Source organism: Maribacter dokdonensis DSW-8 (assembly GCF_001447995.1).
Lineage (GTDB): Bacteria > Bacteroidota > Bacteroidia > Flavobacteriales > Flavobacteriaceae > Maribacter > Maribacter dokdonensis.
The window spans coordinates 446,478-466,179 of the sequence record NZ_LDPE01000002.1 but is presented as its reverse complement, the minus strand read 5'-3'; the positions used below and the strand labels follow the sequence as shown (position 1 = coordinate 466,179).

Annotated in this window: 21 protein-coding genes; 9 read left to right on the top strand and 12 right to left on the bottom strand. The window is 36.6% G+C overall.

What is annotated here, in order from left to right:
• Nucleotides 1-547: 547 nt before the first annotated feature.
• Nucleotides 548-742: a helix-turn-helix transcriptional regulator gene (locus I600_RS11580; protein WP_058104688.1), complete on the top strand. Its 195-nt coding sequence runs from the start codon at nt 548-550 to the stop codon at nt 740-742.
• A 19-nt stretch (nt 743-761) separates the two neighbouring features.
• Here the strand turns inward: I600_RS11580 and I600_RS11575 are convergent, their stop codons facing one another.
• The 6 genes from I600_RS11575 to I600_RS11550 all read right to left on the bottom strand — a co-directional run bounded on the left by I600_RS11575 (nt 762) and on the right by I600_RS11550 (nt 5,188).
• On the bottom strand, nt 762-1,334 hold the full coding sequence (locus I600_RS11575) for a uracil-DNA glycosylase family protein (protein WP_058104687.1): 573 nt from the start codon (nt 1,332-1,334) through the stop codon (nt 762-764).
• Nucleotides 1,335-1,363: 29 nt separating this feature from the next.
• A complete protein-coding gene (locus I600_RS11570) occupies nt 1,364-1,708 on the bottom strand; it encodes a HopJ type III effector protein (RefSeq protein ID WP_058104686.1) in 345 nt (114 codons plus the stop codon).
• Nucleotides 1,709-1,741: 33 nt separating this feature from the next.
• The gene (locus tag I600_RS11565) at nt 1,742-2,713 is read right to left on the bottom strand and encodes a transporter family protein (RefSeq protein ID WP_157490892.1); all 972 of its coding nucleotides are present in this window, start codon (nt 2,711-2,713) and stop codon (nt 1,742-1,744) included.
• Nucleotides 2,714-2,716: 3 nt separating this feature from the next.
• Entirely contained in the window at nt 2,717-3,754 is a 1,038-nt protein-coding gene (locus tag I600_RS11560) for a cytochrome-c peroxidase (RefSeq protein ID WP_058104684.1), read from the bottom strand.
• Between the two features lie 51 nt (nt 3,755-3,805).
• Nucleotides 3,806-4,609 (bottom strand): MbnP family protein, encoded by an 804-nt coding sequence (locus tag I600_RS11555; protein WP_058104683.1) that lies wholly within the window; start codon nt 4,607-4,609, stop codon nt 3,806-3,808.
• A 207-nt stretch (nt 4,610-4,816) separates the two neighbouring features.
• Nucleotides 4,817-5,188: a hypothetical protein gene (locus tag I600_RS11550; RefSeq protein ID WP_058104682.1), complete on the bottom strand. Its 372-nt coding sequence runs from the start codon at nt 5,186-5,188 to the stop codon at nt 4,817-4,819.
• A 172-nt stretch (nt 5,189-5,360) separates the two neighbouring features.
• On the opposite strand from I600_RS11550, the gene I600_RS11545 reads away from it, so the two are divergent.
• A complete protein-coding gene (locus tag I600_RS11545) occupies nt 5,361-6,902 on the top strand; it encodes a hypothetical protein (RefSeq protein ID WP_157490891.1) in 1,542 nt (513 codons plus the stop codon).
• A 16-nt stretch (nt 6,903-6,918) separates the two neighbouring features.
• Here the strand turns inward: I600_RS11545 and rsmI are convergent, their stop codons facing one another.
• Nucleotides 6,919-7,590 carry a 16S rRNA (cytidine(1402)-2'-O)-methyltransferase gene (gene rsmI / locus I600_RS11540; protein ID WP_058104680.1) on the bottom strand — a complete coding sequence of 224 codons (672 nt, stop codon included), beginning with the start codon at nt 7,588-7,590 and terminating at the stop codon, nt 6,919-6,921.
• 157 nt (nt 7,591-7,747) lie between these two features.
• Nucleotides 7,748-8,440, bottom strand: coding sequence for a hypothetical protein (locus I600_RS11535; protein WP_058104679.1), 693 nt, complete (start codon nt 8,438-8,440; stop codon nt 7,748-7,750).
• Nucleotides 8,441-8,544: 104 nt separating this feature from the next.
• On the opposite strand from I600_RS11535, the gene I600_RS11530 reads away from it, so the two are divergent.
• The 7 genes from I600_RS11530 (at nt 8,545) to arfB (ending at nt 15,823) form a co-directional block, all read left to right on the top strand.
• On the top strand, nt 8,545-9,189 hold the full coding sequence (locus I600_RS11530; protein WP_058104678.1) for a thymidine kinase: 645 nt from the start codon (nt 8,545-8,547) through the stop codon (nt 9,187-9,189).
• Nucleotides 9,182-10,288, top strand: coding sequence for an alanine racemase (gene alr, locus I600_RS11525; RefSeq protein WP_058104677.1), 1,107 nt, complete (start codon nt 9,182-9,184; stop codon nt 10,286-10,288). The genes I600_RS11530 and alr overlap by 8 nt, the downstream gene beginning before the upstream one ends.
• Before the next feature lie 84 nt (nt 10,289-10,372).
• Nucleotides 10,373-10,780, top strand: coding sequence for a large conductance mechanosensitive channel protein MscL (gene mscL, locus I600_RS11520; RefSeq protein ID WP_058104676.1), 408 nt, complete (start codon nt 10,373-10,375; stop codon nt 10,778-10,780).
• Between the two features lie 237 nt (nt 10,781-11,017).
• Nucleotides 11,018-12,007 (top strand): aspartate-semialdehyde dehydrogenase, encoded by a 990-nt coding sequence (locus I600_RS11515; protein WP_058104675.1) that lies wholly within the window; start codon nt 11,018-11,020, stop codon nt 12,005-12,007.
• An 85-nt stretch (nt 12,008-12,092) separates the two neighbouring features.
• Nucleotides 12,093-14,249, top strand: coding sequence for a prolyl oligopeptidase family serine peptidase (locus tag I600_RS11510; RefSeq protein WP_058104674.1), 2,157 nt, complete (start codon nt 12,093-12,095; stop codon nt 14,247-14,249).
• 85 nt (nt 14,250-14,334) lie between these two features.
• The gene (locus I600_RS11505) at nt 14,335-15,327 is read left to right on the top strand and encodes an ABC transporter ATP-binding protein (RefSeq protein ID WP_058104673.1); all 993 of its coding nucleotides are present in this window, start codon (nt 14,335-14,337) and stop codon (nt 15,325-15,327) included.
• A 94-nt stretch (nt 15,328-15,421) separates the two neighbouring features.
• Nucleotides 15,422-15,823 (top strand): alternative ribosome rescue aminoacyl-tRNA hydrolase ArfB, encoded by a 402-nt coding sequence (gene arfB / locus I600_RS11500; protein WP_058104672.1) that lies wholly within the window; start codon nt 15,422-15,424, stop codon nt 15,821-15,823.
• Nucleotides 15,824-15,834: 11 nt separating this feature from the next.
• Here the strand turns inward: arfB and I600_RS11495 are convergent, their stop codons facing one another.
• The 4 genes from I600_RS11495 to I600_RS11480 form a co-directional block, all read right to left on the bottom strand.
• Nucleotides 15,835-17,163 (bottom strand): GntP family permease, encoded by a 1,329-nt coding sequence (locus I600_RS11495; RefSeq protein WP_058104671.1) that lies wholly within the window; start codon nt 17,161-17,163, stop codon nt 15,835-15,837.
• Nucleotides 17,164-17,267: 104 nt separating this feature from the next.
• A complete protein-coding gene (locus tag I600_RS11490; protein ID WP_317038733.1) occupies nt 17,268-17,738 on the bottom strand; it encodes a 3-oxoacyl-ACP synthase in 471 nt (156 codons plus the stop codon).
• Entirely contained in the window at nt 17,725-18,336 is a 612-nt protein-coding gene (locus I600_RS11485) for a hypothetical protein (RefSeq protein ID WP_058104670.1), read from the bottom strand. Before I600_RS11485 ends, I600_RS11490 begins: the two co-directional genes overlap by 14 nt.
• Nucleotides 18,337-18,504: 168 nt before the next feature.
• Nucleotides 18,505-19,623 carry an NAD(P)/FAD-dependent oxidoreductase gene (locus I600_RS11480; protein WP_058104669.1) on the bottom strand — a complete coding sequence of 373 codons (1,119 nt, stop codon included), beginning with the start codon at nt 19,621-19,623 and terminating at the stop codon, nt 18,505-18,507.
• Nucleotides 19,624-19,702: the final 79 nt, after the last annotated feature.

Here is a 19,702-nt window from a genome sequence, read left to right as displayed (position 1 = left end):
AATTTGGTAACGCTATTTACCATATTACAATATGTATATATAACCTTAAAACTCTTTACTATTAATTAATATAGCTATTATTTTTGTCATTATGTAAATTATTATGTACTTTTAGTCTATAATAATAGACTATGAGTTTACAAATACTACCTAATAAGTTTAAAATAGTTGGACTATTTACTTTCTTTATTTTCTGCGGAATACCTTCAATTATTTCTTTTTTTATGGGATTTACCCAACCTTTTGAAAGCAATGAAAATTCACCATTTCTTTATGAATTATTGAACCCTACCATAATGAAATATGCGAATATTTTGACGATTCTAGGGATGCTGGTTTACATGCTAGCTAAAGAAAAGATAGAGGATGATTACATTACCAAATTAAGGTTAGAATCATATCAATTAGCCACTATAATATGTTTAGCGATTACCTTCATTTTACATTTAATCAATGCTGAAATGATGTTTAATCTATCCTATCCCCTATATATCTTCATTATTATATTTCTGATTATATTTTATTTCAAAAAAAGACAATTACACTAATGAAAAACCTGGTAAAAGTAGAACGAGCTCGATTGGATCTTACTCAAGCAGATTTAGCAGAAAAACTAGGGGTTTCAAGGCAAACTATTCATGCAATTGAAAAAAATAAATTTAACCCTTCAGTAATTTTAGCAATTAAAATGGCAAAATTGTTCAGCCTTAGTGTAGAAGAATTATTCTTAGTAGAAGAATAACTCATTCATGTTTATAAAATTAGCCTAAAATTTCAGCAACCAATTTCTGCAATTCCCCAACCACCTTTTCTTCGAACCAAGGATTTTTACTTCGCCAAAAACGATTTACTGGTGATGGATGCGGTAAAAGGAAATACTTTGGCAAAAACTCTTCGTAGTACAACACATTCTCCGTCAAGTTCTTTTTAGCTTCTTGGCCCAAATATTGGTCTTGCGCATACTTGCCAATAAGTAGAATGAGTTTTACATTCTTGAACTCTTCCCACACTTTTGGGTGCCACAACGGGGCGCATTCTTTCCTTGGGGGTAGATCACCTGTTTTACCTTTGCCAGGATAACAGAATCCCATCGGTAATACGGCAAAATTTCCGGGATTGTAAAATACTTCGTCTGAAACACCTAACCATTCTCGTAGTTTTTTACCGCTTGGGTCGTCCCATGCCTTATTCTCGACATGGGCTTTTCTACCAGGTGCTTGACTCACCAATATTATTTTAGAATTCTTATTTCCTGCAACAATTGGTCTAGGTTCTAATGGCAAGTGTGCCTCACAAACCGTACAATTTCTTATTTCAACCAATAATTCTTGCATGGGTTTATGATAAAGATTCTTTACTTATTCTATAATAACTTCAATGCTTCGCCCTCAAAATGCAAACCTTCAAAACCGGTCTCTATAAAATTTCTAATATTCTGATGAGAGTCTCCTTTTAAATCCAATAATACCTCATCAAAATAATAAGAACCAAAACAAACCAAGGTCTCTTCTTTTGTAAGACCTTCTTTGATTGCAAACGAAAATAATTTGCACGAACCAGAGTTTTGGCCAGCTTCATTTTTCACTTCTCCATTGGTAAATGCCGTAGGCGTAAAACTATATTTAGAATCTATTACCTGCATAGTGTCTGAAAAAGATATTTCTTTTGGTGCTGCAGTTAGTTTTTTCTTAAACTCGACTAATGTCATGGTCAGTTATTTAGGTTTTTAAAAGGTTATCTATCATATATTGATATTCAAATATAATGAAACCCTGTTTTTTACCTCAACTTTACCTTCATTCAAATTTTGCGAAATGGGCAGCATACTAGAAAACCCAAGTGCATACCTGTTATAATTTAACTCTACGCCCAATCGCCCAAAATAGACATTGCCACCGGTATCTGGTACCGCTAAACTAAACTGTAAATTCTCTTCAAAAAATTCGCCTCCAACACCTATTTGCGGAGTAAGGGATACAGATGGGGATACATAGTAGGTCTTATATGTATTTAAAGCTACATTCCATTGATTTCCAAATTGATACTTTTTACTGTTCTCCGTTTTAATGGTATAGTTTACTAAAGTGGACAAGCCCCAATTTCTATGGCTAATACCATAATTGGCAGCCAAAATATAATCCCAACTTCCGGTACCTAATTGAAAACTTGGATTTACACTACCCTCAATATTTGTGGCATCAAAACTACCCGTAGGCAATTTTAGACCTCCACCAATTTGCAAGGCATGTTCCGGTTTTATAGAAATAATACTATCTGGTGTTTGCCGTAGTACATTGTAATATGCCAAAACAGTAGCATCACCTATGCCCGTTATGGTCTGCTCTGTATTATCTGCAAAGGTTCTGTTATGAAAATGATACGGCAACAGGGCATTGATCAATACCCTTTTCCCAACCGGGAATTTTCCCCAGGCCTGTACCGTATTGAAGTTTTCGTTGATCCAAGGGGAATTATCAAAAATACCATCTCTTGAACGATACTTCTGACCTATATATCTCAAACCTACGAAATTATTGTTCAGCCCTGTTCCAAAACCCATGCTACCACCGTTACCCCCGCAGCCACAGGTGTCGCAGAAATATTCAAATTCGGTATTTTTCCAAATACAATCAGATCCTACTTCTGGCAAATCATTTGCTTTGGCACTAAATAGTCCGCCAAGCAACAACATATATATTATAATCTTGTTCATTTTTTAATATTCTGAAAATCGTTCGTCGTTTATAAAAGTCTCATCTGTCAGTAGTTCAAAGAAGGCCAATAGTCCTTCTTTTTCTTCATTGTTTAATGCTAATCCAAGTCCGTCATCCGTTCTTAAAGAATCATCCAATGTTTCTGAATCTACCACGCCATTGGCATAAAAATTCAGTACGGATTCTAGGCTACCGAACCTACCATCGTGCATGTAAGGAGCCGTTAGTGCTACATTACGTAAACTGGGCACTTTAAACTTGTAATTATCATGAACACTACCGCTAACCTCAGCCCTACCAACATCGTTCAATTGAGGATTGGGAGGCAATCCATTGTTTCTAAAACTACCATCGGTAAATAAATCAGTGGCATGGCAAGTAGTACACTTTTGTTGAAAAACCGTTAAACCATATGCTTCAACTTCGGTTAATTCCCCGCCCTCTTCATTTCGTACAAACTTGTCATACTTAGAATTTGAGGAAATCATCATGACCATAAACTGGGATAAGGCCTTTAAAAAATTCTCCGCGTTTACACCACCTTCTTCAAAAGCATTTTCAAACTGTTGCTGATATTCACTGTCCGCTATGAGTTTATTGATGACTCCCGTCATGGTCTCCCCCATTTCTACCTCATTGGTTATAGGTATAATTGGAAAAAGGTCTAAATGCGATGTAGCTCCATCCCAAGCAAATTCATTAAAAAATGCCATGTTAGCAATGGCAGGCGTATTTCTTGTGCCTTCCAAATCATTTACACCGTGACTAAATTGATGACCGTGGTGAGTGAACGCAAAATTTTGCTCATGGCAGAACCCACAAGAGATAAACCCGTTGGAAGAGAGTTTACCATCATAGAACAATTTTTTACCCAACTCAAAACCTAATTGTGTTGGCGGGTTGGCTTCTATGTCATACACCAAATCAGGGAAATTCTCAGGAACTTCTACCGTCAATAAGGAATTCTCCAATGGTAGATATTCCTCATTATTGCAGGACACCAAACACACTAACAGCAATACCCAAAATAGATATTTCATCTGTTTTAATTTTAAAACAGGGCCGCTAAAATTTAGCGACCCCATATGTGATTAATGTGAGTGATCTGATCCGTTATGGACGTGATCTACCGTAAACATACTTGCCGTATTTAAGGCCACCAATGGCGACTTTTCTTCGCTTACCATAATTACCGACTGTTCAGAAAGTGATAATTTATGCGCTCCGTCTAAAATAGCATTGGCATCTGCCACTAGGTGAACAATGGGAGACATTTCATCACTCACCAAAGCATCTGTACCCAGGCTTAGGGTAACTTCCTTATAATTATCCAAGCTTGAACCATGACTACCCATATGCACCTTAAAATCTGTTGTTTCGGTCACGGTTTCCGAAGTAAACGTTCCTTCGAAATTCAAAAACTTATAGCCTGCCTGCCATGACCACATCATATTGGTCTCTTCGGCTACGGTTAAAAAATCGCCCTGACCTTCAGCACCTTGAAGGTACTTTTCTTGATCTACACCCACACCAAAAGTGATAGACACATAGGTTCCCGCAGGTATGTTCTCTAACACTACCTCTGTATTACCGGTTTCTTCACTGGTAACAAAGTAGCTGTCATCTTTTTCATAAATAAAGGTTTCACCTTGATCATTGGTTAAACGAAAATTACTGACAATATAATTGAGCCTTGTAATTGTCAATGTTTCATTTTGGGAATTGGTATAGCTAGATGTTGCCAGTAAAAGATCATCTGATCCCACACTGTTATCAAACTCAAGCGTTACACTGTTCTCGCCAGTTAACTCCGTAGCAGTATCATCATCGCTGCTACAACTAACGAATACGGTTAATACTAAGGTTATTGCTAATATTTTATATATAGATTTCATCTGTTGATATATTATTGTGAATGCAGAAGCCATGTAAAACTGGCTTGTTACATTCTTGTCATTGTAATGGTTTCACCTTATGCACAGGCATAAGATATTTTTAAATAAAATAATTGATCAGTTACCCCCGACTTCAGGATTTGAGCCGTGGTAATAACACATAGCTGGGCATCACTTTAAATAAGCTTGCCTAATCTACAATGCTATTTAGGAGATGAAATTTGGTGGACGAAAAACAGTAGATATAAACTGTTGTTCGTTCAAGTTAGGGTGCATTGAATCCAATGCTGTTTTGATCAATACACTTTCAAAATCAACATCAAGAATATTTACAAAGCCAATAGGATATTCGCGAAGATCGGCAGAAGGTATATCTTGATGATCTTTTTCTTGTTGCTCTTTAATCATTTGTGCCAAGTAACATTTACCATCACAATTAAGCATGGGCTTGTCTTTATTGATACACAGTACTTCAGCAATATAATCTTGATTTAACACATACTCTAACACAGGCAATACCGGCTTTACCATTGCAGTGAGGTAAAGAAGGATAAAGGTATATGTGAGAATTTTTTTCATGCTAAACTGGAGTAAAGGTAATTCTCATTTTGAAAATTTCTTATTTATTTCTCCAAATTAACACTTAGGGCTATTGATTTTGAATGATTTGGGTGAACAGCGTTTTATGAGTATCAGAAAATCAGAAAAGAAACGTTATATTTCAATATACAAACCCTTTTGCATTTATAATATGAGCAATAGACTCCTAAGGTTATCTTCGATTAAATTCACATTTTCATTCTTGTTTATCTTTATTATAGCCTGCTCTTCAAATGAGGACATCGTTATTGATAATGATGATGATCAAATAACCGAGGAGGTCGAAGAACCGGAAGAAGAAATTGTAGAACCTTTACCAGAAGGACCATCAGAGCAAGAAATATTGCAATCAAAGAATGATTTACTTCAGCTTTTAATTGAGAATACATTAAACAATGGAGTAAAAAAGACTTGGCACATTTCAAGCGCTTCATTAGTTAATGCTACGGGGACATTAGATGTTACCGCTAATAGCAACATTTTGGATGATGAATTTATTTTTACGTCTTCTAATTCTTCCGATGAAGTATCAGGTATTTTAACCTGGAAAAAGAGAAAAGGTATAAACCATATTGCTGATGCAAATTCATCAATCGCGAATGATAATTATTCGTCGCCTGTGGAGCTTGACTTTATTATTAATGATAATATAGAAATAGTACATCCAGATTTCACACTGATTAAGGACACTGAAAATACAATTTCCGGTGAAATTATAGTTGATGAAGCCACTAATTCCAAATTAATGGTTTCATTGGTCCAAAAAACTAGTGACGATTATAAAATAGCTCCCACTAACATTAACTTTAAATCATTTGCAAATTTCAACAATATTACCAGCTATGGTAAAACTACTGGATTTGTAGGGAGCAATAACACCAACAGTTTATATCTATCTTACCGTGATGATAGCAGTTACCCAAGAGTTAGAAGGGTCTACAAATATGATATTAATTCGCAGGTTCTGGATTCTACCGAAATAACGTATACTGGTTCCGAATTTACCTCAAGCAGATTACATTTAATTGATGATCAATTAGTGGTTGTGGGTTCAGGACGAGTATCAACAATGAAAAATACATTGGATTCTGAAATTAGTACCTACCCATATGCTTCTAATTTATCAAGAGCTGGTTCTGCAGCCGTTGATTCTCAAGTGTATTTACTTGGAGGAGATTTAACTGTTCTAGACAATCCAAAAGTTCCTTTCAAAATTCGAAGTTTAAACAACAGCACTTATGATTTACAAGATGTTTTTACCATAGAGGAATCAAGGACTATTGCAGAAGGAGAAATAGTTGATTCTGATTTATATGTTTTTGGCGGATTAGTTGAGAACTCAAATCCATATGAATTAATTAAAACCGGTTTTAAATACAACTTGGATAATGGCTCTTTAGATTATTTTGATTTACCTAAAGGAATATTTGAAACTACAGCTTGCAGATATGAGAATCTAATCTTTGTTTCAGGTAAATTACCTTTTGTGGAGAATGAGCCAAACTTCTTTTTTGGTGTCTTAAATGTAGAAACAAATTCTTTTATAGAAACCTCTATCAATTTTGAAAGTATAGATCCGAGTTTGGTGGATATTGAAGGCTTAACTATTGTTAACGATACTTTATATATTGCTGTAGAAAATATTTCAAATTCTAAAATTGTTGTAGAATATGTAGATTTAAATTCACTTTAATTTAAGTGTAAAACTATTATTTATTCCCCCCAACAATAATAACAATCTCACCTTTTGGCGGTTTTTCCGTAAAATGATTTAAAACTTCTTCGGCAGTTCCACGAACGGTTTCTTCGTACAACTTAGTTAATTCCCTTGATACGGAAACCGGTCTTTCTGCACCGAAATATTCAACAAAATTTCCTAATGTCTTTACAAGTTTATGTGGAGATTCATAAAAGATAATGGTGCGTGGTTCTTCTGCCAATAACTTTAAACGTGTTTGCCTTCCTTTCTTTACCGGAAGAAATCCTTCAAAAACAAATTTGTCATTTGGCAAACCACTGTTGACCAATGCAGGTACAAAAGCCGTGGCTCCCGGTAAGCATTCTACCTCAATACCTGCTTCTACACAGGCACGGGTCAATAAAAATCCAGGATCTGAAATTGCCGGCGTGCCAGCATCGGAAATCAATGCAATATGCTCCCCTACTTTTAGTTTTCCCACTAAAAAATCGACCATTTTATGCTCATTATGCATATGGTGACTCTTCATTGGTGTACCAATTTCAAAATGATGCAAGAGCTTTCCACTGGTACGGGTATCTTCCGCCAGAATCAAATCTACCTCTTTAAGAACCCGTATGGCCCTTAAGGTCATGTCTTCTAAGTTTCCTATAGGTGTTGGCACTAAATACAGCTTTCCCATTCGTTTTAAAGTGAACAACCTCAAGGCACGACCTCGAAGCATTGTATTGAAAATTTAATTTAGATTTAGATGCAAGCGTAGATTTGATTCAACTCTTGATTATCGTATAAAAACCCCAACACAAGTGCTGGGTCTATGATATTTAGTTTTATAACTCTTAAGAAAATCTACGAGAAACCAATTCTATGAATCGTTCTTCAAACGCTTCTTTTCCTACCCAATTATTGTAATCAGGTTTCACCATATTCTTTATAAACGCAATTGACCTTTCTTCAGTATCAATAGTATTCAATTGCGACAACACACGGTTATAATCTTCCATACTATCATTGAACAAATGCTTTACAAAAGCCAAGCGATCATTTAAATCTACCTTTACATTACTTTTTGCCAAGCGATCATTAAGCGACTTTGGTAATGCTTCGGCCTGCTTTAGATCTGCTTTTGTAGGGGTGAACAATTCTTTGTCATTCTTCATTAAATCGGGCTTTGACATAAATTCTGTCAAAACATCTTCTAATTCATCTGTGCTGGGCATTTCAGAAACAAAACCTTTAATGGTATCCATACCTGGGTATTGAATAATATCCTCTTCATGTGGATTACTTTCCGGTACAGATTTATTAGAATCCAAAACGGCATTTGCCATTTCCTCAAATTTTGCCGCTATCGCATTTTTAGAAACATCTACTTCCATGTCATTGAGCTCTACCTCAATGAATTTTAATACTGCTAATTTTTCATACAAGTTCTTAGAAATCTCATACAAACTTGTAACATCATCTAAGTTCTCCGCAGTCAAAATTTCTGTAGATAACTTTCTCAATTCCAGTTTCAACTTGTTTTTCATAGTACAATTTTTAAGGTCAAGACCTAAATAGCAGGATTTTTAAATACCTTTATCATCTTTAAAGAATAAACGAAAATCCACTTATTTTCGTCTAAAATTACAAAATGTTTCTTGAAAACACAGTTAATCATAAAGAACAATTCGGCTGGATAGAAGTCATTGCCGGGTCTATGTTTTCTGGAAAGACAGAAGAACTGATCCGTAGACTTAAACGTGCCCAATTTGCCAAATTAAAGGTTGAAATCTTTAAGCCAATGGTTGATACCCGTTATGATGATGAAATGGTGGTATCGCACGATGCAAATGAAATTAGGTCTACTCCGGTACCCGCGGCAGCCAACATTCGTATTTTGGCAGACACTTGTGATGTTATAGGCATTGATGAAGCTCAATTCTTTGATGATGAAATAGTTACCGTTTGCAACGACCTTGCCAATAAAGGGGTAAGGGTTATTGTTGCAGGTCTGGATATGGATTTTAAAGGAAAACCTTTTGGACCTATGCCTGCGCTTATGGCCACTGCAGAATATGTTACCAAAGTACACGCCATTTGTACACGTACCGGTAATTTGGCCAACTACAGTTTTAGAAAATCGAGCAACGATAAATTGGTGATGCTAGGTGAGGTTAATGAATATGAACCCTTAAGCCGTGGCGCTTATTATAAAGCCATGCTTAAAGAGAAAGTGAAAACGATCGATGTAAATTCCGAAGAGGTAAATACGATCAAAAAAAGCGAAAATGGCTAAGGCAGAAGAGACCGTTTTAGAGATCGACCTAAAAGCACTTGGTCATAATTACAATGTACTCCGATCAAAAATAAAGCCCGAAACCAAATTTATGGCGGTCGTAAAGGCATATGCCTATGGTAGCGATTCGGTCGCTATTGCCAAACACTTACAAGAGTTGGGTACAGATTATTTTGCAGTTGCATATGTTAACGAAGGCATTACCCTTAGAGAAGGTGGTATTACCGCACCCATTTTGGTTTTACACCCACAAAAAGTACATTTTACAAGTCTAATTGAACACCGGTTAGAGCCTAGCATATATTCGCAATCTATTTTGACCGATTTTATTGCTACGGCAAATGCTATGAACATCGTAGACTACCCCGTACATTTAAAATTTAATACTGGACTAAACCGATTAGGGTTTTCTGCAGATGAATTGCCCATAATTGCAAGTCTTGTTGAACAACAAAAAGCCATTAAAATTGTGGCGGTATTATCACATTTGGCAGCAACCGAAGATCATGATGAAAGAGCGTTCACCAATTTGCAATTACAACGATTTAAGAACATTTGCCAGCAGGTGGACCAACTTTTTAAGGATAAACCGATTAAACATGTATTAAATACTTCGGGTATTATAAATTACCCAGAAGCGCAGTACAATATGGTGCGAAGTGGAATTGGCTTATATGGTTACGGAAACGAACCAGAAGTTGACGCTACGTTACAACCCGTAATGACCTTAAAAACCATAATTGCCCAAAAACACGTTATTTCTGAAGGTGAGTCTGTGGGTTATAACAGAAAATATACCTCCAATTCCAAAAGAATTACCGCAACTTTACCCATAGGGCATGCAGATGGTATAGGTAGAGAATACGGTCATGGTAAAACTTTTGTAAGCGTTAACGGTCAATTGGCTCCAATAATAGGTAATGTTTGCATGGATATGATTATGATAGATGTTACTTCTATTGCATGCGATGAGGGCGATGAGGTTATTATTTTTGGAAAACCCTTACCGGCAAACGAATTTGCCGAAACCGCACAAACCATTTCATATGAACTTTTAACAGGTCTTTCACAGCGAATTAAAAGAATAATCGTTCACTGATTTGTTAACATTTATTTAAGGAATCGCTTTTTTTTGTAAATTGCCTCACTTATTATATTTAACCATTAATAAAAACAATAGAACATGTTAAAAGAATTTAAGGAGTTTATTATGACAGGTAATGTCATAGATTTAGCCGTAGCCGTATTACTTGCAGGCGCTATGGGATTAGTTGTTAGCGGTTTCGTTAGCGATGTAATGATGCCAATTGTTGGTCATTTTAGTGGTGGACTTGATTTCGCCGATATGAAAGTTGTATTGGATGAAGCTGTTGTTGCTGCCGATGGATCAGTGACCAAACCAGAGAATGCTATTCTTTACGGTAAGTGGATCAATGCTATCATCAACTTGGTTATCGTTGGTTTTGTATTATTTATCATTGTTAAAGCTTACAACAAAACTAAAACTCCTCCTGCTCCAGTTGAAGAGGCTCCAAAAGGACCTACTGCTGAAGAATTACTGGTAGAGATTAGAGATGCTTTAAAAAAATAATTTAAGATATACCCTTGGAAAAGGGAACCGTTGCACTGCAACCTATTTTAATTTAAACCGTCAACGTTGTTTCGCTAACAACATTGACGGTTCTTTTTTTATCCACTATCCAAGTCCACTCTACTAATTAATTGTTACAAATAAAACATTTTGTTATATTTTGATTATTCTTTTCTTTTTTGCTTGTGCAAGTACTTGTAATACGTATTTTTGCCGCTTAATATAATTGTTTCACAAATGAAAGTAGCTGTTATTGGTGCCACAGGCATGGTAGGCGATGTAATGTTGAAAGTATTGGCAGAACGTAATTTTCCGTTAACGGAATTATTATTGGTTGCCTCTGAGCGTTCCGTAGGTAAGAAAATGACCTTTAAAGGAAATGAATATACGGTTATAGGCTTAGCAGATGCTGTAGCTGCAAGACCCAATATTGCCATATTTTCTGCCGGTGGCGACACTTCTTTAGAATGGGCTCCAAAATTTGCCGAAGTTGGTACTACGGTCGTAGATAATTCTTCAGCATGGAGAATGGACCCTACAAAAAAATTAGTGGTTCCAGAAATCAATGCCCATGAGCTTAGCGCTGAAGATAAAATTATAGCCAACCCCAACTGTTCTACCATACAATTGGTCATGGCGTTACACCCATTACATAAAAAATATAAAATGAAACGTGTGGTCGTTTCAACCTACCAGTCTGTTTCTGGTACGGGGGTAAAAGCAGTTAAACAGCTGGAGAATGAAATTGCCGGTGTTCAGGGCGAAATGGCATACCCTTATCCTATTGGTAGAAATGCCCTGCCCCATTGCGATGTGTTCTTAGAAAATGGTTATACAAAAGAAGAAATGAAACTGGCCCGTGAGCCACAGAAGATTCTTGATGACCGTACATTCTCAGTTAGTGCAACCGCTGTTCGTATTCCTACGGCAGGTGGGCACTCAGAATCTGTAAACGTGGAATTTGAAAATGATTTTGAATTAAACGAGGTGCGCCAATTATTGAACGAAATGCCAGGTGTTACGGTACAAGACAACCCAGATACCAATACCTACCCAATGCCAATTTATGCTCATGACAAAGATGAGGTATTCGTTGGGCGTTTACGTAGAGATGAAACTCAAAGAAACACTTTGAATATGTGGATCGTAGCAGATAATCTTAGAAAAGGTGCCGCAACAAACGCTGTTCAAATTTCTGAATATTTAGTAGAAAAAGGCTTAGTTTAATTTATACCCTTAGAACGTTAAAACCTTCAAAACTTCACAGTTTTGAAGGTTTTTTTATGGTATTTTAGTACAAACTGAACTACACATGAAAAATGTTATACCGGCGCTCTTTGCTGTTGCGCTAATTTCTTCTTGTAAAAACGAATCTAAACCAGAACCCATTATCGTGAATTACCCTGTTACCGCAAAAGTAGATACCGTAGACACTTATTTTGGCACCGAGGTCAAAGATCCATACCGCTGGCTTGAAGATGATAGAAGCCCAGAGACAGAAGCTTGGGTAAAAGATCAAAACAAAACTACATTTGGCTACCTAGAAAAAATTCCATTTAGAAACGACCTTAAAAACCGATTGGAAAAATTATGGAATTATGAGAAATTAGGGTCTCCGTTCAAAAAGGGAGATTACACCTATTTCTATAAGAATGACGGCCTACAAAATCAATATGTTGTATATAGGGCTAAAGGAGATGAAGAACCTGAGGTTTTTTTAGACCCCAATACCTTTTCTGAAGATGGCACCACTTCTTTAGCAGGATTAAGTTTTACCAAAGATGGATCTTTAGCTGCCTATCTCATTTCAGAAAGTGGTAGCGATTGGCGAAAAGCTATTATTCTCAATGCCGAAACCAAAGAGGTTGTAGAGGATACCTTAATTGATATAAAATTCAGCGGACTTTCTTGGAAAGGAAATGATGGTTTTTACTATTCTAGTTATGACAAACCAAAAGGTAGCGAACTCTCTGCCAAAACAGATCAACATAAAGTATACTATCATAAACTGGGTACTCCACAAAAAAATGATGAACTTATTTTTGGCGGTACACCTACAGAAAAACATCGTTATATTGGTGCCAGTGTTACTGAGGACAACAAGTACTTATTGATCAGTGCATCGGTTTCTACTTCTGGAAACAAATTGTTTATAAGAAACCTTGAAGATCCAAATGGATTGTTGATACCTATGGTTGAAAACACGGAATCTGACAACTATGTAATTGACAATGTTGGTTCAAAACTATACATTGTAACCAATAGAAATGCTCCCAATAAAAAAATAGTAACGGTAGATGCCAGTAACCCCGAAGCTAAAAATTGGGTAGATTTTATCCCAGAAACCGAAAATGTATTGAACCCCAATACAGGTGGTGGCTATTTCTTTGCAGAATACATGGTTGATGCTATCTCAAAGGTTTTTCAGTATGATTATGAAGGCAAACTTATACGTGAAGTAGAATTACCAGGTCTTGGTTCTGTTGGTGGTTTTGGTGGTGAAAAGGAAGATAAGGAATTGTATTTCTCATTTACCAATTACAATACGCCGGGATCAACTTTTAAATATAATGTAGAAAGTGGTACATATGAGCTGTATTGGAAACCGAATATAGATTTCAATCCTGAGAACTATACTTCGGAACAGGTTTTCTATAGTTCTAAAGATGGCACTAAAGTACCAATGATCATTACCTATAAAAAAGGAACCGAACTTAATGGTGAAAATCCGACTATTCTGTACGCCTACGGTGGATTCAATGTTAGTTTAACTCCGTCTTTTAGCATCGGTAATGCCGTTTGGATGGAACAGGGTGGAATTTACGCCGTACCCAATTTACGTGGTGGTGGTGAATATGGCAAAAAATGGCATGATGCGGGAATAAAAACTAAAAAGCAAAATGTTTTTGATGACTTTATCGCAGCTGCAGAATATTTAGTGGACAACAACTATACTTCAAAGGAGTATTTAGCAATTCGTGGCGGCTCTAATGGTGGTTTACTTGTTGGCGCAACAATGACCCAAAGACCAGATTTAATGCAGGTAGCGCTACCTGCAGTGGGTGTAATGGATATGCTTCGTTATCATACATTTACCGCTGGTGCCGGTTGGGCCTATGACTATGGTACCGCAGAAGATAGTGACGAAATGTTCCAGTATTTAAAAGGCTACTCCCCTGTACATAATGTAAAAGCAGGTACTGCATACCCTGCAACCTTGGTAACTACCGGCGATCATGACGATAGGGTAGTGCCTGCACATAGTTTTAAGTTTGCGGCAGAACTACAGGAAAAACAAGCAGGGTCTAACCCAACTTTAATCCGTATAGAAACCAATGCAGGTCATGGAGCAGGTACACCAGTTAGCAAAACCATTGAACAATATGCCGATATTTTTGGGTTCACCCTATTTAATATGGGATACTCAGAGCTACCCAATAAAACTGTTTTAAAGGAATTTAAGGAGTAAATATTTTTTTAAATCAATAAATCATCGAAAAATCCGTTTCAAATTGGAACGGATTTTTCAATTTTACAGTTCTAAGCACAAAAGCATGTTACGAGTAGAGAACCTATCATTTTCTTATGACAAACTTCCAGTATTAGCGTCTATCGATCTGCGTATTCAACGTGGTGAACATGTGGCTATCATTGGAGAAAGCGGTTGCGGAAAAAGCACCTTGTTGAAGTTAATGTATGGGCTAATGGATCTGGAACAAGGTGAGATTTTTTGGGAAGATGAGCCAATTTTAGGTCCTGCATTCAACTTGGTTCCAGGTATGCCTTTTATGAAATATCTTTCTCAAGATTTTGATTTAATGCCTTTTATCTCTGTGGCAGAAAATATTAGCCAATACCTTTCTGTTTTTTATCCAGATGAATTAAAGGAAAGAACTCAAGAGCTTTTAGAGATGATAGAACTCACAGCATTTGCAGATAAAAAAGTAAAGACACTTAGTGGCGGTCAACAGCAACGTGTAGCACTGGCAAGGGTTCTGGCTCAAAAACCAGAGGTATTGCTTTTAGATGAACCTTTTAGCCATATTGACAATTTTTTAAAGAACAGTTTACGCCGTAACATCTTTAATTACTTAAAAGAACATAGAATTACGACTATTGTTGCCACGCATGATGTTAACGATGTTCTACCGTTTGCAGACAGAGCTGTTGTACTACGTGATAACAAGATCATTGCAAGGGCAAGACCTATGGAGTTATATAAAAACCCTAAAAGCTTATATGTAGCATCGCTCTTTGGTGAAGCCAGTATGATCTCTATAGATGTGCTTAAAACGTATGCCAATACCAAAAGAAAAATAATTGTTTATGCACATGAGTTTAGGGTTTCACCCTCCTCTGGTTTTCATGTTACCGTAGAAAAAGCATATCCTATGGGCAGTCATTATTTAACCGAAAGCAAGAGTGATGACAATGAAACTATCTATTTCAATGCGGACAAGCTATACCCTAAGGGGAAAGAGGTGTTTTTAAATGTAGCCATTGAAACCATCAATCAGCGTATACAAGAAGCTGCATCTAATCTATAGAGTAATAGCTATGTTTTCAAATTCATAGTATAGTATCTATTACGCCACTACATAGAACGCTTTACTTTTTGACTACATTTACAAAAAGCATATTGTGAACCAAGAACAAATTCTTAATGAACTCCAGTTTAAAGCTATTAGAAGTAGTGGTCCCGGTGGTCAGCATGCAAATAAAGTATCTTCTAAAGTAGAATTGTCGTTTCAGATAGCAGCTTCTGACGGACTCACAGAACGACAGAAAAAAAGGCTTCTTTTAAAATTAGGCAACAAACTCAGCAAAGAGGGCGTTTTGATTTTACAGTGCGATGAATCCCGGAGCCAACACAAGAATAAAGACTTGGTCATTAAAAGATTTTTTAAGCTTCTGGAAAAATCATTGATCGTACCCAAAGCACGAAAGAAAAGTAAGCCCACCCGTTCTTCTATAGAAAAAAGATTGAAAAGCAAGAAAATTGCTTCGCTCAAAAAAAACAACCGAAGTAAACCAGATTATTAAACGCTGTATTTTTAAACGAATATAGTGTAGAATACAAATACAGTTATTGCTCCTGTAAGACCAAGAACGCCCGTACCTAATCCAAAAAGTCGATATCCTGTTTTTACGTTCATACCACTCATTTGTGTTACTACCCAAAAAAAGCTGTCGTTCGCATGGGAAATTACCGCAGAACCCGCCCCAATAACCACTACGACCAAAGCTTTTTGTATTTCTGTATCAAAACCCAAAGAGGACATCATAGGCATTATGATAGATGCCGTAGTTACCAATGCTACGGTAGATGAACCTTGTGCAGTTTTTAAGGCCGCAGCTAAAACAAAAGGAAGAAAGATACCCATATTATAATCGGTCAAGGTTTGCCCTAGAATATCGGCTATGCCCGAGTTCTGTAAAATTTTACCAAAAATTCCTCCAGCCCCAGTAATTAAAAGTATAGACGCAGCGTCTTTGATAGCCTTACCTACCCACCCCGCAGAAGAAAGCATATCGTAATTTAATTTTTTGGGCAAGAGCAGACATAAGAATACGCCGATCAATAAAGAAATAACCGGCTCACCCACAAAATTGATGAAATCCAAAAGTCCGTTTTCTTGACCAATGTTCATGGAATTCAAGACGGATTTTAAGACAATTAATAAAATAGGGACCAAAATAGGAATAGAGGCCTTTAAAGCGCTTGGCGAATCTTTAATTTCTTGTTCTGCTTCTAGCGCATCTTCAACATTGGGCGTTATCATTGTTTTTGAAGCATACTTTTTGGCAAATATGATACCGACAACCAAAGCGACTATACTGGTGGGAAATCCAAATGCGATGACCAAACCTAAATCTGCACCCAAAATACCTGCCGCCGCTATAGGACCGGGTGTTGGTGGTACCATAGTGTGCGACGCCATTAAACCCAAACCCAATGCTATTGCCGGACCGGCAATGGAGATTTTGGCTTTCTTGGAAAGACTTTTATTCAGAGGATGTAGCAACATAAAACCACTATCTGCAAATACCGGAATAGATACGATATAACCAATAATACCCATTGCCGTGGGTACCCGTTTTCTACCTATCCACCCCAAGACTTTTTCTGCAATTGCAAATGCACCACCGGTATGCTCCAAAAATGCACCAATAATTACTCCCAGTACAATAATCAGCCCTATTTTACCAAGTGTACCCCCAAAACCATCATTTATAGATGTAATGATATCGCCATAAGGCATACCAGCAAAAATCCCATATAAAATAGATATGATAAACAAGGCTAAAAAAGCATGGATCTTAAGCTTAGTCGTCAATATAATTATGGCAATGACCGCAATAAGTAAGTAGAATATTTCCATGATTTACTGACTAAAAATTTACTTGAATCAAATGTTACCTGTGATTAAAAAAAGCTATTTAATATAGCACTATAAGTTAGCTAAAATTTAAGCACAAAGGTTCATCAATGAACATCAATGATAGTTAGTTCTTTACCATTAAAACTAAAAACATCCCCTACTTTTTTACCAAAGACAAGCTTACCAATAGGCGTTGCCGCAGAAATACAGTAGACGGACTTACCCGTACCCTTAAATTCGCCTGCTGATATAGCAATGAAATATATGAACGAGTCTGTAATGACAAGACTTCCCAAACCTACAGTTTCTGCATTTCCTTCCTTTGGGACCTTAGATAATAGTTGCTGGGTTTTTTCAAGTTCAGCCAGCTGCTGCCCTAGTTTTTCCCGTTCTAACTGAATCATGGCACGACCGGTTTCATGCTTGTCACCAGCACTACTTTTGGTCTCTGAGGTTAAAGCCGTTTCAAGTTCCTTGATCTGACCTTGAATTCTCGCCAACCTCTCGTTAACGAAAAGAACACAAAAGTTGTAAGCGTCTTTTTTTAGATTTTTAAGTGAATCAATTTCCTTCAATGTGATACAGATCTGCCAGTTTATAGATCAAGTAATTTACAATTTGATTATCACTTTCACCAGCACTGAGCATCTTTTGAATCTCAATTTCATTTTCTGCCTTAAAATATTCCAAATCACCAGAGCGGTCTTCGCTAAAAATATTCCAAGATTTTAACCCGCTAAGCATTGCTTTATGTGCTTCATAGCGATTTGTAATCGCTTGTGCCCTCTTCTTGTCTACTTTTAGTGCTGTTTCATTATCCTTTAGCATCTTGTAGTCTGCTGTAATTTTAGCATCTGCTTTTTCCGCTTCGGTAATAATTTTAAAATAGGCTTTTGAAACTAAAGACTCATATGTGGCATTGAATCCGGAAACCTTTGTTTCCTCTTCTGCTAAAGTCACTTCAGTGTCTGTACTGGCATATAAATCATCTTTGGCATACTCATTATTTGAAATGAGAGATTGTTTCCATGCTTCGCTCTTAATATGCTCTTTCCATACCCTGGCATATTCTCGCTGATAATCGGTTTTTGTCAATCCACAACTTGTTAAACAAGTAAAACCCAATACAACTGATAGCACAGCCGTAGCAATTCTATTAAATAATGTTCTCATATAGTATACATGCTATTACAAACCTTCTTAAAAGTTCACTGTTCTAGGGCAAACTTATAAGCGCATTTAGGGTAATAGATAATCTGAGGGGGCATACAATTTATAAATAAAAACAAGAGTACACCTCTCTTTTGGACAAGATTTAAAAAAACAGGTTAAATGGTGCATTTATTCGCTGACCAAACGTGCTAATTTTTTACCAATTGTGGTACCTATGGCAATGCCCATACCACCTAAACGCACACCACAAAATACATTAGCAGATACTTGTTTTACAATGGGTTTCTTTTGTTGACCAACACCCATAATACCGCTCCAACTATAATCTATTTCAAATGCCGTTTCAGGTAAAATGATATTGGCAAGCAGCTCTTTTAGTTTATTTCCTACCAAACTTGTAGTTCCAAACTCGGTAGTCTCCTCTGTTTTAAAATCTAGATTTCTTCCGCCGCCCAATAAAATACGGTCATCAATATTTCTAAAATAATAATACCCTTCTTCTAAGTGGAACGTGCCTTTAATGGCCAAATTATTTATCGGTTTTGTAATTAACACTTGTGCTCTTGCCGGTTTTACATTTTCCGATAGTAATTGGGCGGCAAAACCATTTGTGGCTATTAACAATTTCTTGGTCACAAATTCTATGTCGTCTGTTTTAACCGTTACGGACGAGCCTGAATCTTCAAATGTTTTTACCTGTGTAGAATTTAGGATTCTGATGCCTTTTTGATGCGCCAATTGTACCAAAGAACACATCATTTTACCCGTGTTTATTTGTCCTTCAAAAACTTGTGAAATGTAGTTTTTATGAAGCCCTTTAAAACCAAAATCATTTGGAGCTATTTTGAAAGCATTCTTCTTAAACACAGGGTATAGTAACTCATTGATGGCTTTCATCTTCTGTATACATCTCTCATATAAGGCTAAATCTTTTTCCAGAAATAATTCATGTCCACCATTATTTTGATATCCTATGGCAGCATCACCCAAAATAGTACGAAGCGATTGTATGCCATTGAACCTATCTTGTACCAATTGCACCACTTCTAGTTCTGTATGTGTTTTAAGGTCCGATAAGATTTCCGAAATACTGCCAAAACAGGCAAAACCAGCATTCTTTGTACTAGCGCCTTGCGGCAGTTTTCCTTTTTCCAGTACTAGAATATGTGCTTTTGGATGTTGCCTACGCAATTCTAAAGCACAATTTAAACCTACTATACCACTACCCACGATTGTAAAATCGATATTAGAAAACCATGATGTACGTTCCCAGTAGCTTAGATTCATTGTACTATTTTGATTGTGATATAAGATAGAAATTCCATCACAAAATAGAACAAAAAAACTCCAACATTGCTGTTGGAGT

Coding starts and splice junctions, on each gene's coding strand:
- I600_RS11580 (WP_058104688.1), top strand. CDS start 548: ATGAAAAACCTGGTAAAAGTAGAACGAGCTCGATTGGATCTTACTCAA.
- I600_RS11575 (WP_058104687.1), bottom strand. CDS start 1,334: ATGCAAGAATTATTGGTTGAAATAAGAAATTGTACGGTTTGTGAGGCA.
- I600_RS11570 (WP_058104686.1), bottom strand. CDS start 1,708: ATGACATTAGTCGAGTTTAAGAAAAAACTAACTGCAGCACCAAAAGAA.
- I600_RS11565 (WP_157490892.1), bottom strand. CDS start 2,713: ATGAACAAGATTATAATATATATGTTGTTGCTTGGCGGACTATTTAGT.
- I600_RS11560 (WP_058104684.1), bottom strand. CDS start 3,754: ATGAAATATCTATTTTGGGTATTGCTGTTAGTGTGTTTGGTGTCCTGC.
- I600_RS11555 (WP_058104683.1), bottom strand. CDS start 4,609: ATGAAATCTATATATAAAATATTAGCAATAACCTTAGTATTAACCGTA.
- I600_RS11550 (WP_058104682.1), bottom strand. CDS start 5,188: ATGAAAAAAATTCTCACATATACCTTTATCCTTCTTTACCTCACTGCA.
- I600_RS11545 (WP_157490891.1), top strand. CDS start 5,361: ATGAGCAATAGACTCCTAAGGTTATCTTCGATTAAATTCACATTTTCA.
- rsmI (WP_058104680.1), bottom strand. CDS start 7,590: ATGGGAAAGCTGTATTTAGTGCCAACACCTATAGGAAACTTAGAAGAC.
- I600_RS11535 (WP_058104679.1), bottom strand. CDS start 8,440: ATGAAAAACAAGTTGAAACTGGAATTGAGAAAGTTATCTACAGAAATT.
- I600_RS11530 (WP_058104678.1), top strand. CDS start 8,545: ATGTTTCTTGAAAACACAGTTAATCATAAAGAACAATTCGGCTGGATA.
- alr (WP_058104677.1), top strand. CDS start 9,182: ATGGCTAAGGCAGAAGAGACCGTTTTAGAGATCGACCTAAAAGCACTT.
- mscL (WP_058104676.1), top strand. CDS start 10,373: ATGTTAAAAGAATTTAAGGAGTTTATTATGACAGGTAATGTCATAGAT.
- I600_RS11515 (WP_058104675.1), top strand. CDS start 11,018: ATGAAAGTAGCTGTTATTGGTGCCACAGGCATGGTAGGCGATGTAATG.
- I600_RS11510 (WP_058104674.1), top strand. CDS start 12,093: ATGAAAAATGTTATACCGGCGCTCTTTGCTGTTGCGCTAATTTCTTCT.
- I600_RS11505 (WP_058104673.1), top strand. CDS start 14,335: ATGTTACGAGTAGAGAACCTATCATTTTCTTATGACAAACTTCCAGTA.
- I600_RS11495 (WP_058104671.1), bottom strand. CDS start 17,163: ATGGAAATATTCTACTTACTTATTGCGGTCATTGCCATAATTATATTG.
- I600_RS11485 (WP_058104670.1), bottom strand. CDS start 18,336: ATGAGAACATTATTTAATAGAATTGCTACGGCTGTGCTATCAGTTGTA.
- I600_RS11480 (WP_058104669.1), bottom strand. CDS start 19,623: ATGAATCTAAGCTACTGGGAACGTACATCATGGTTTTCTAATATCGAT.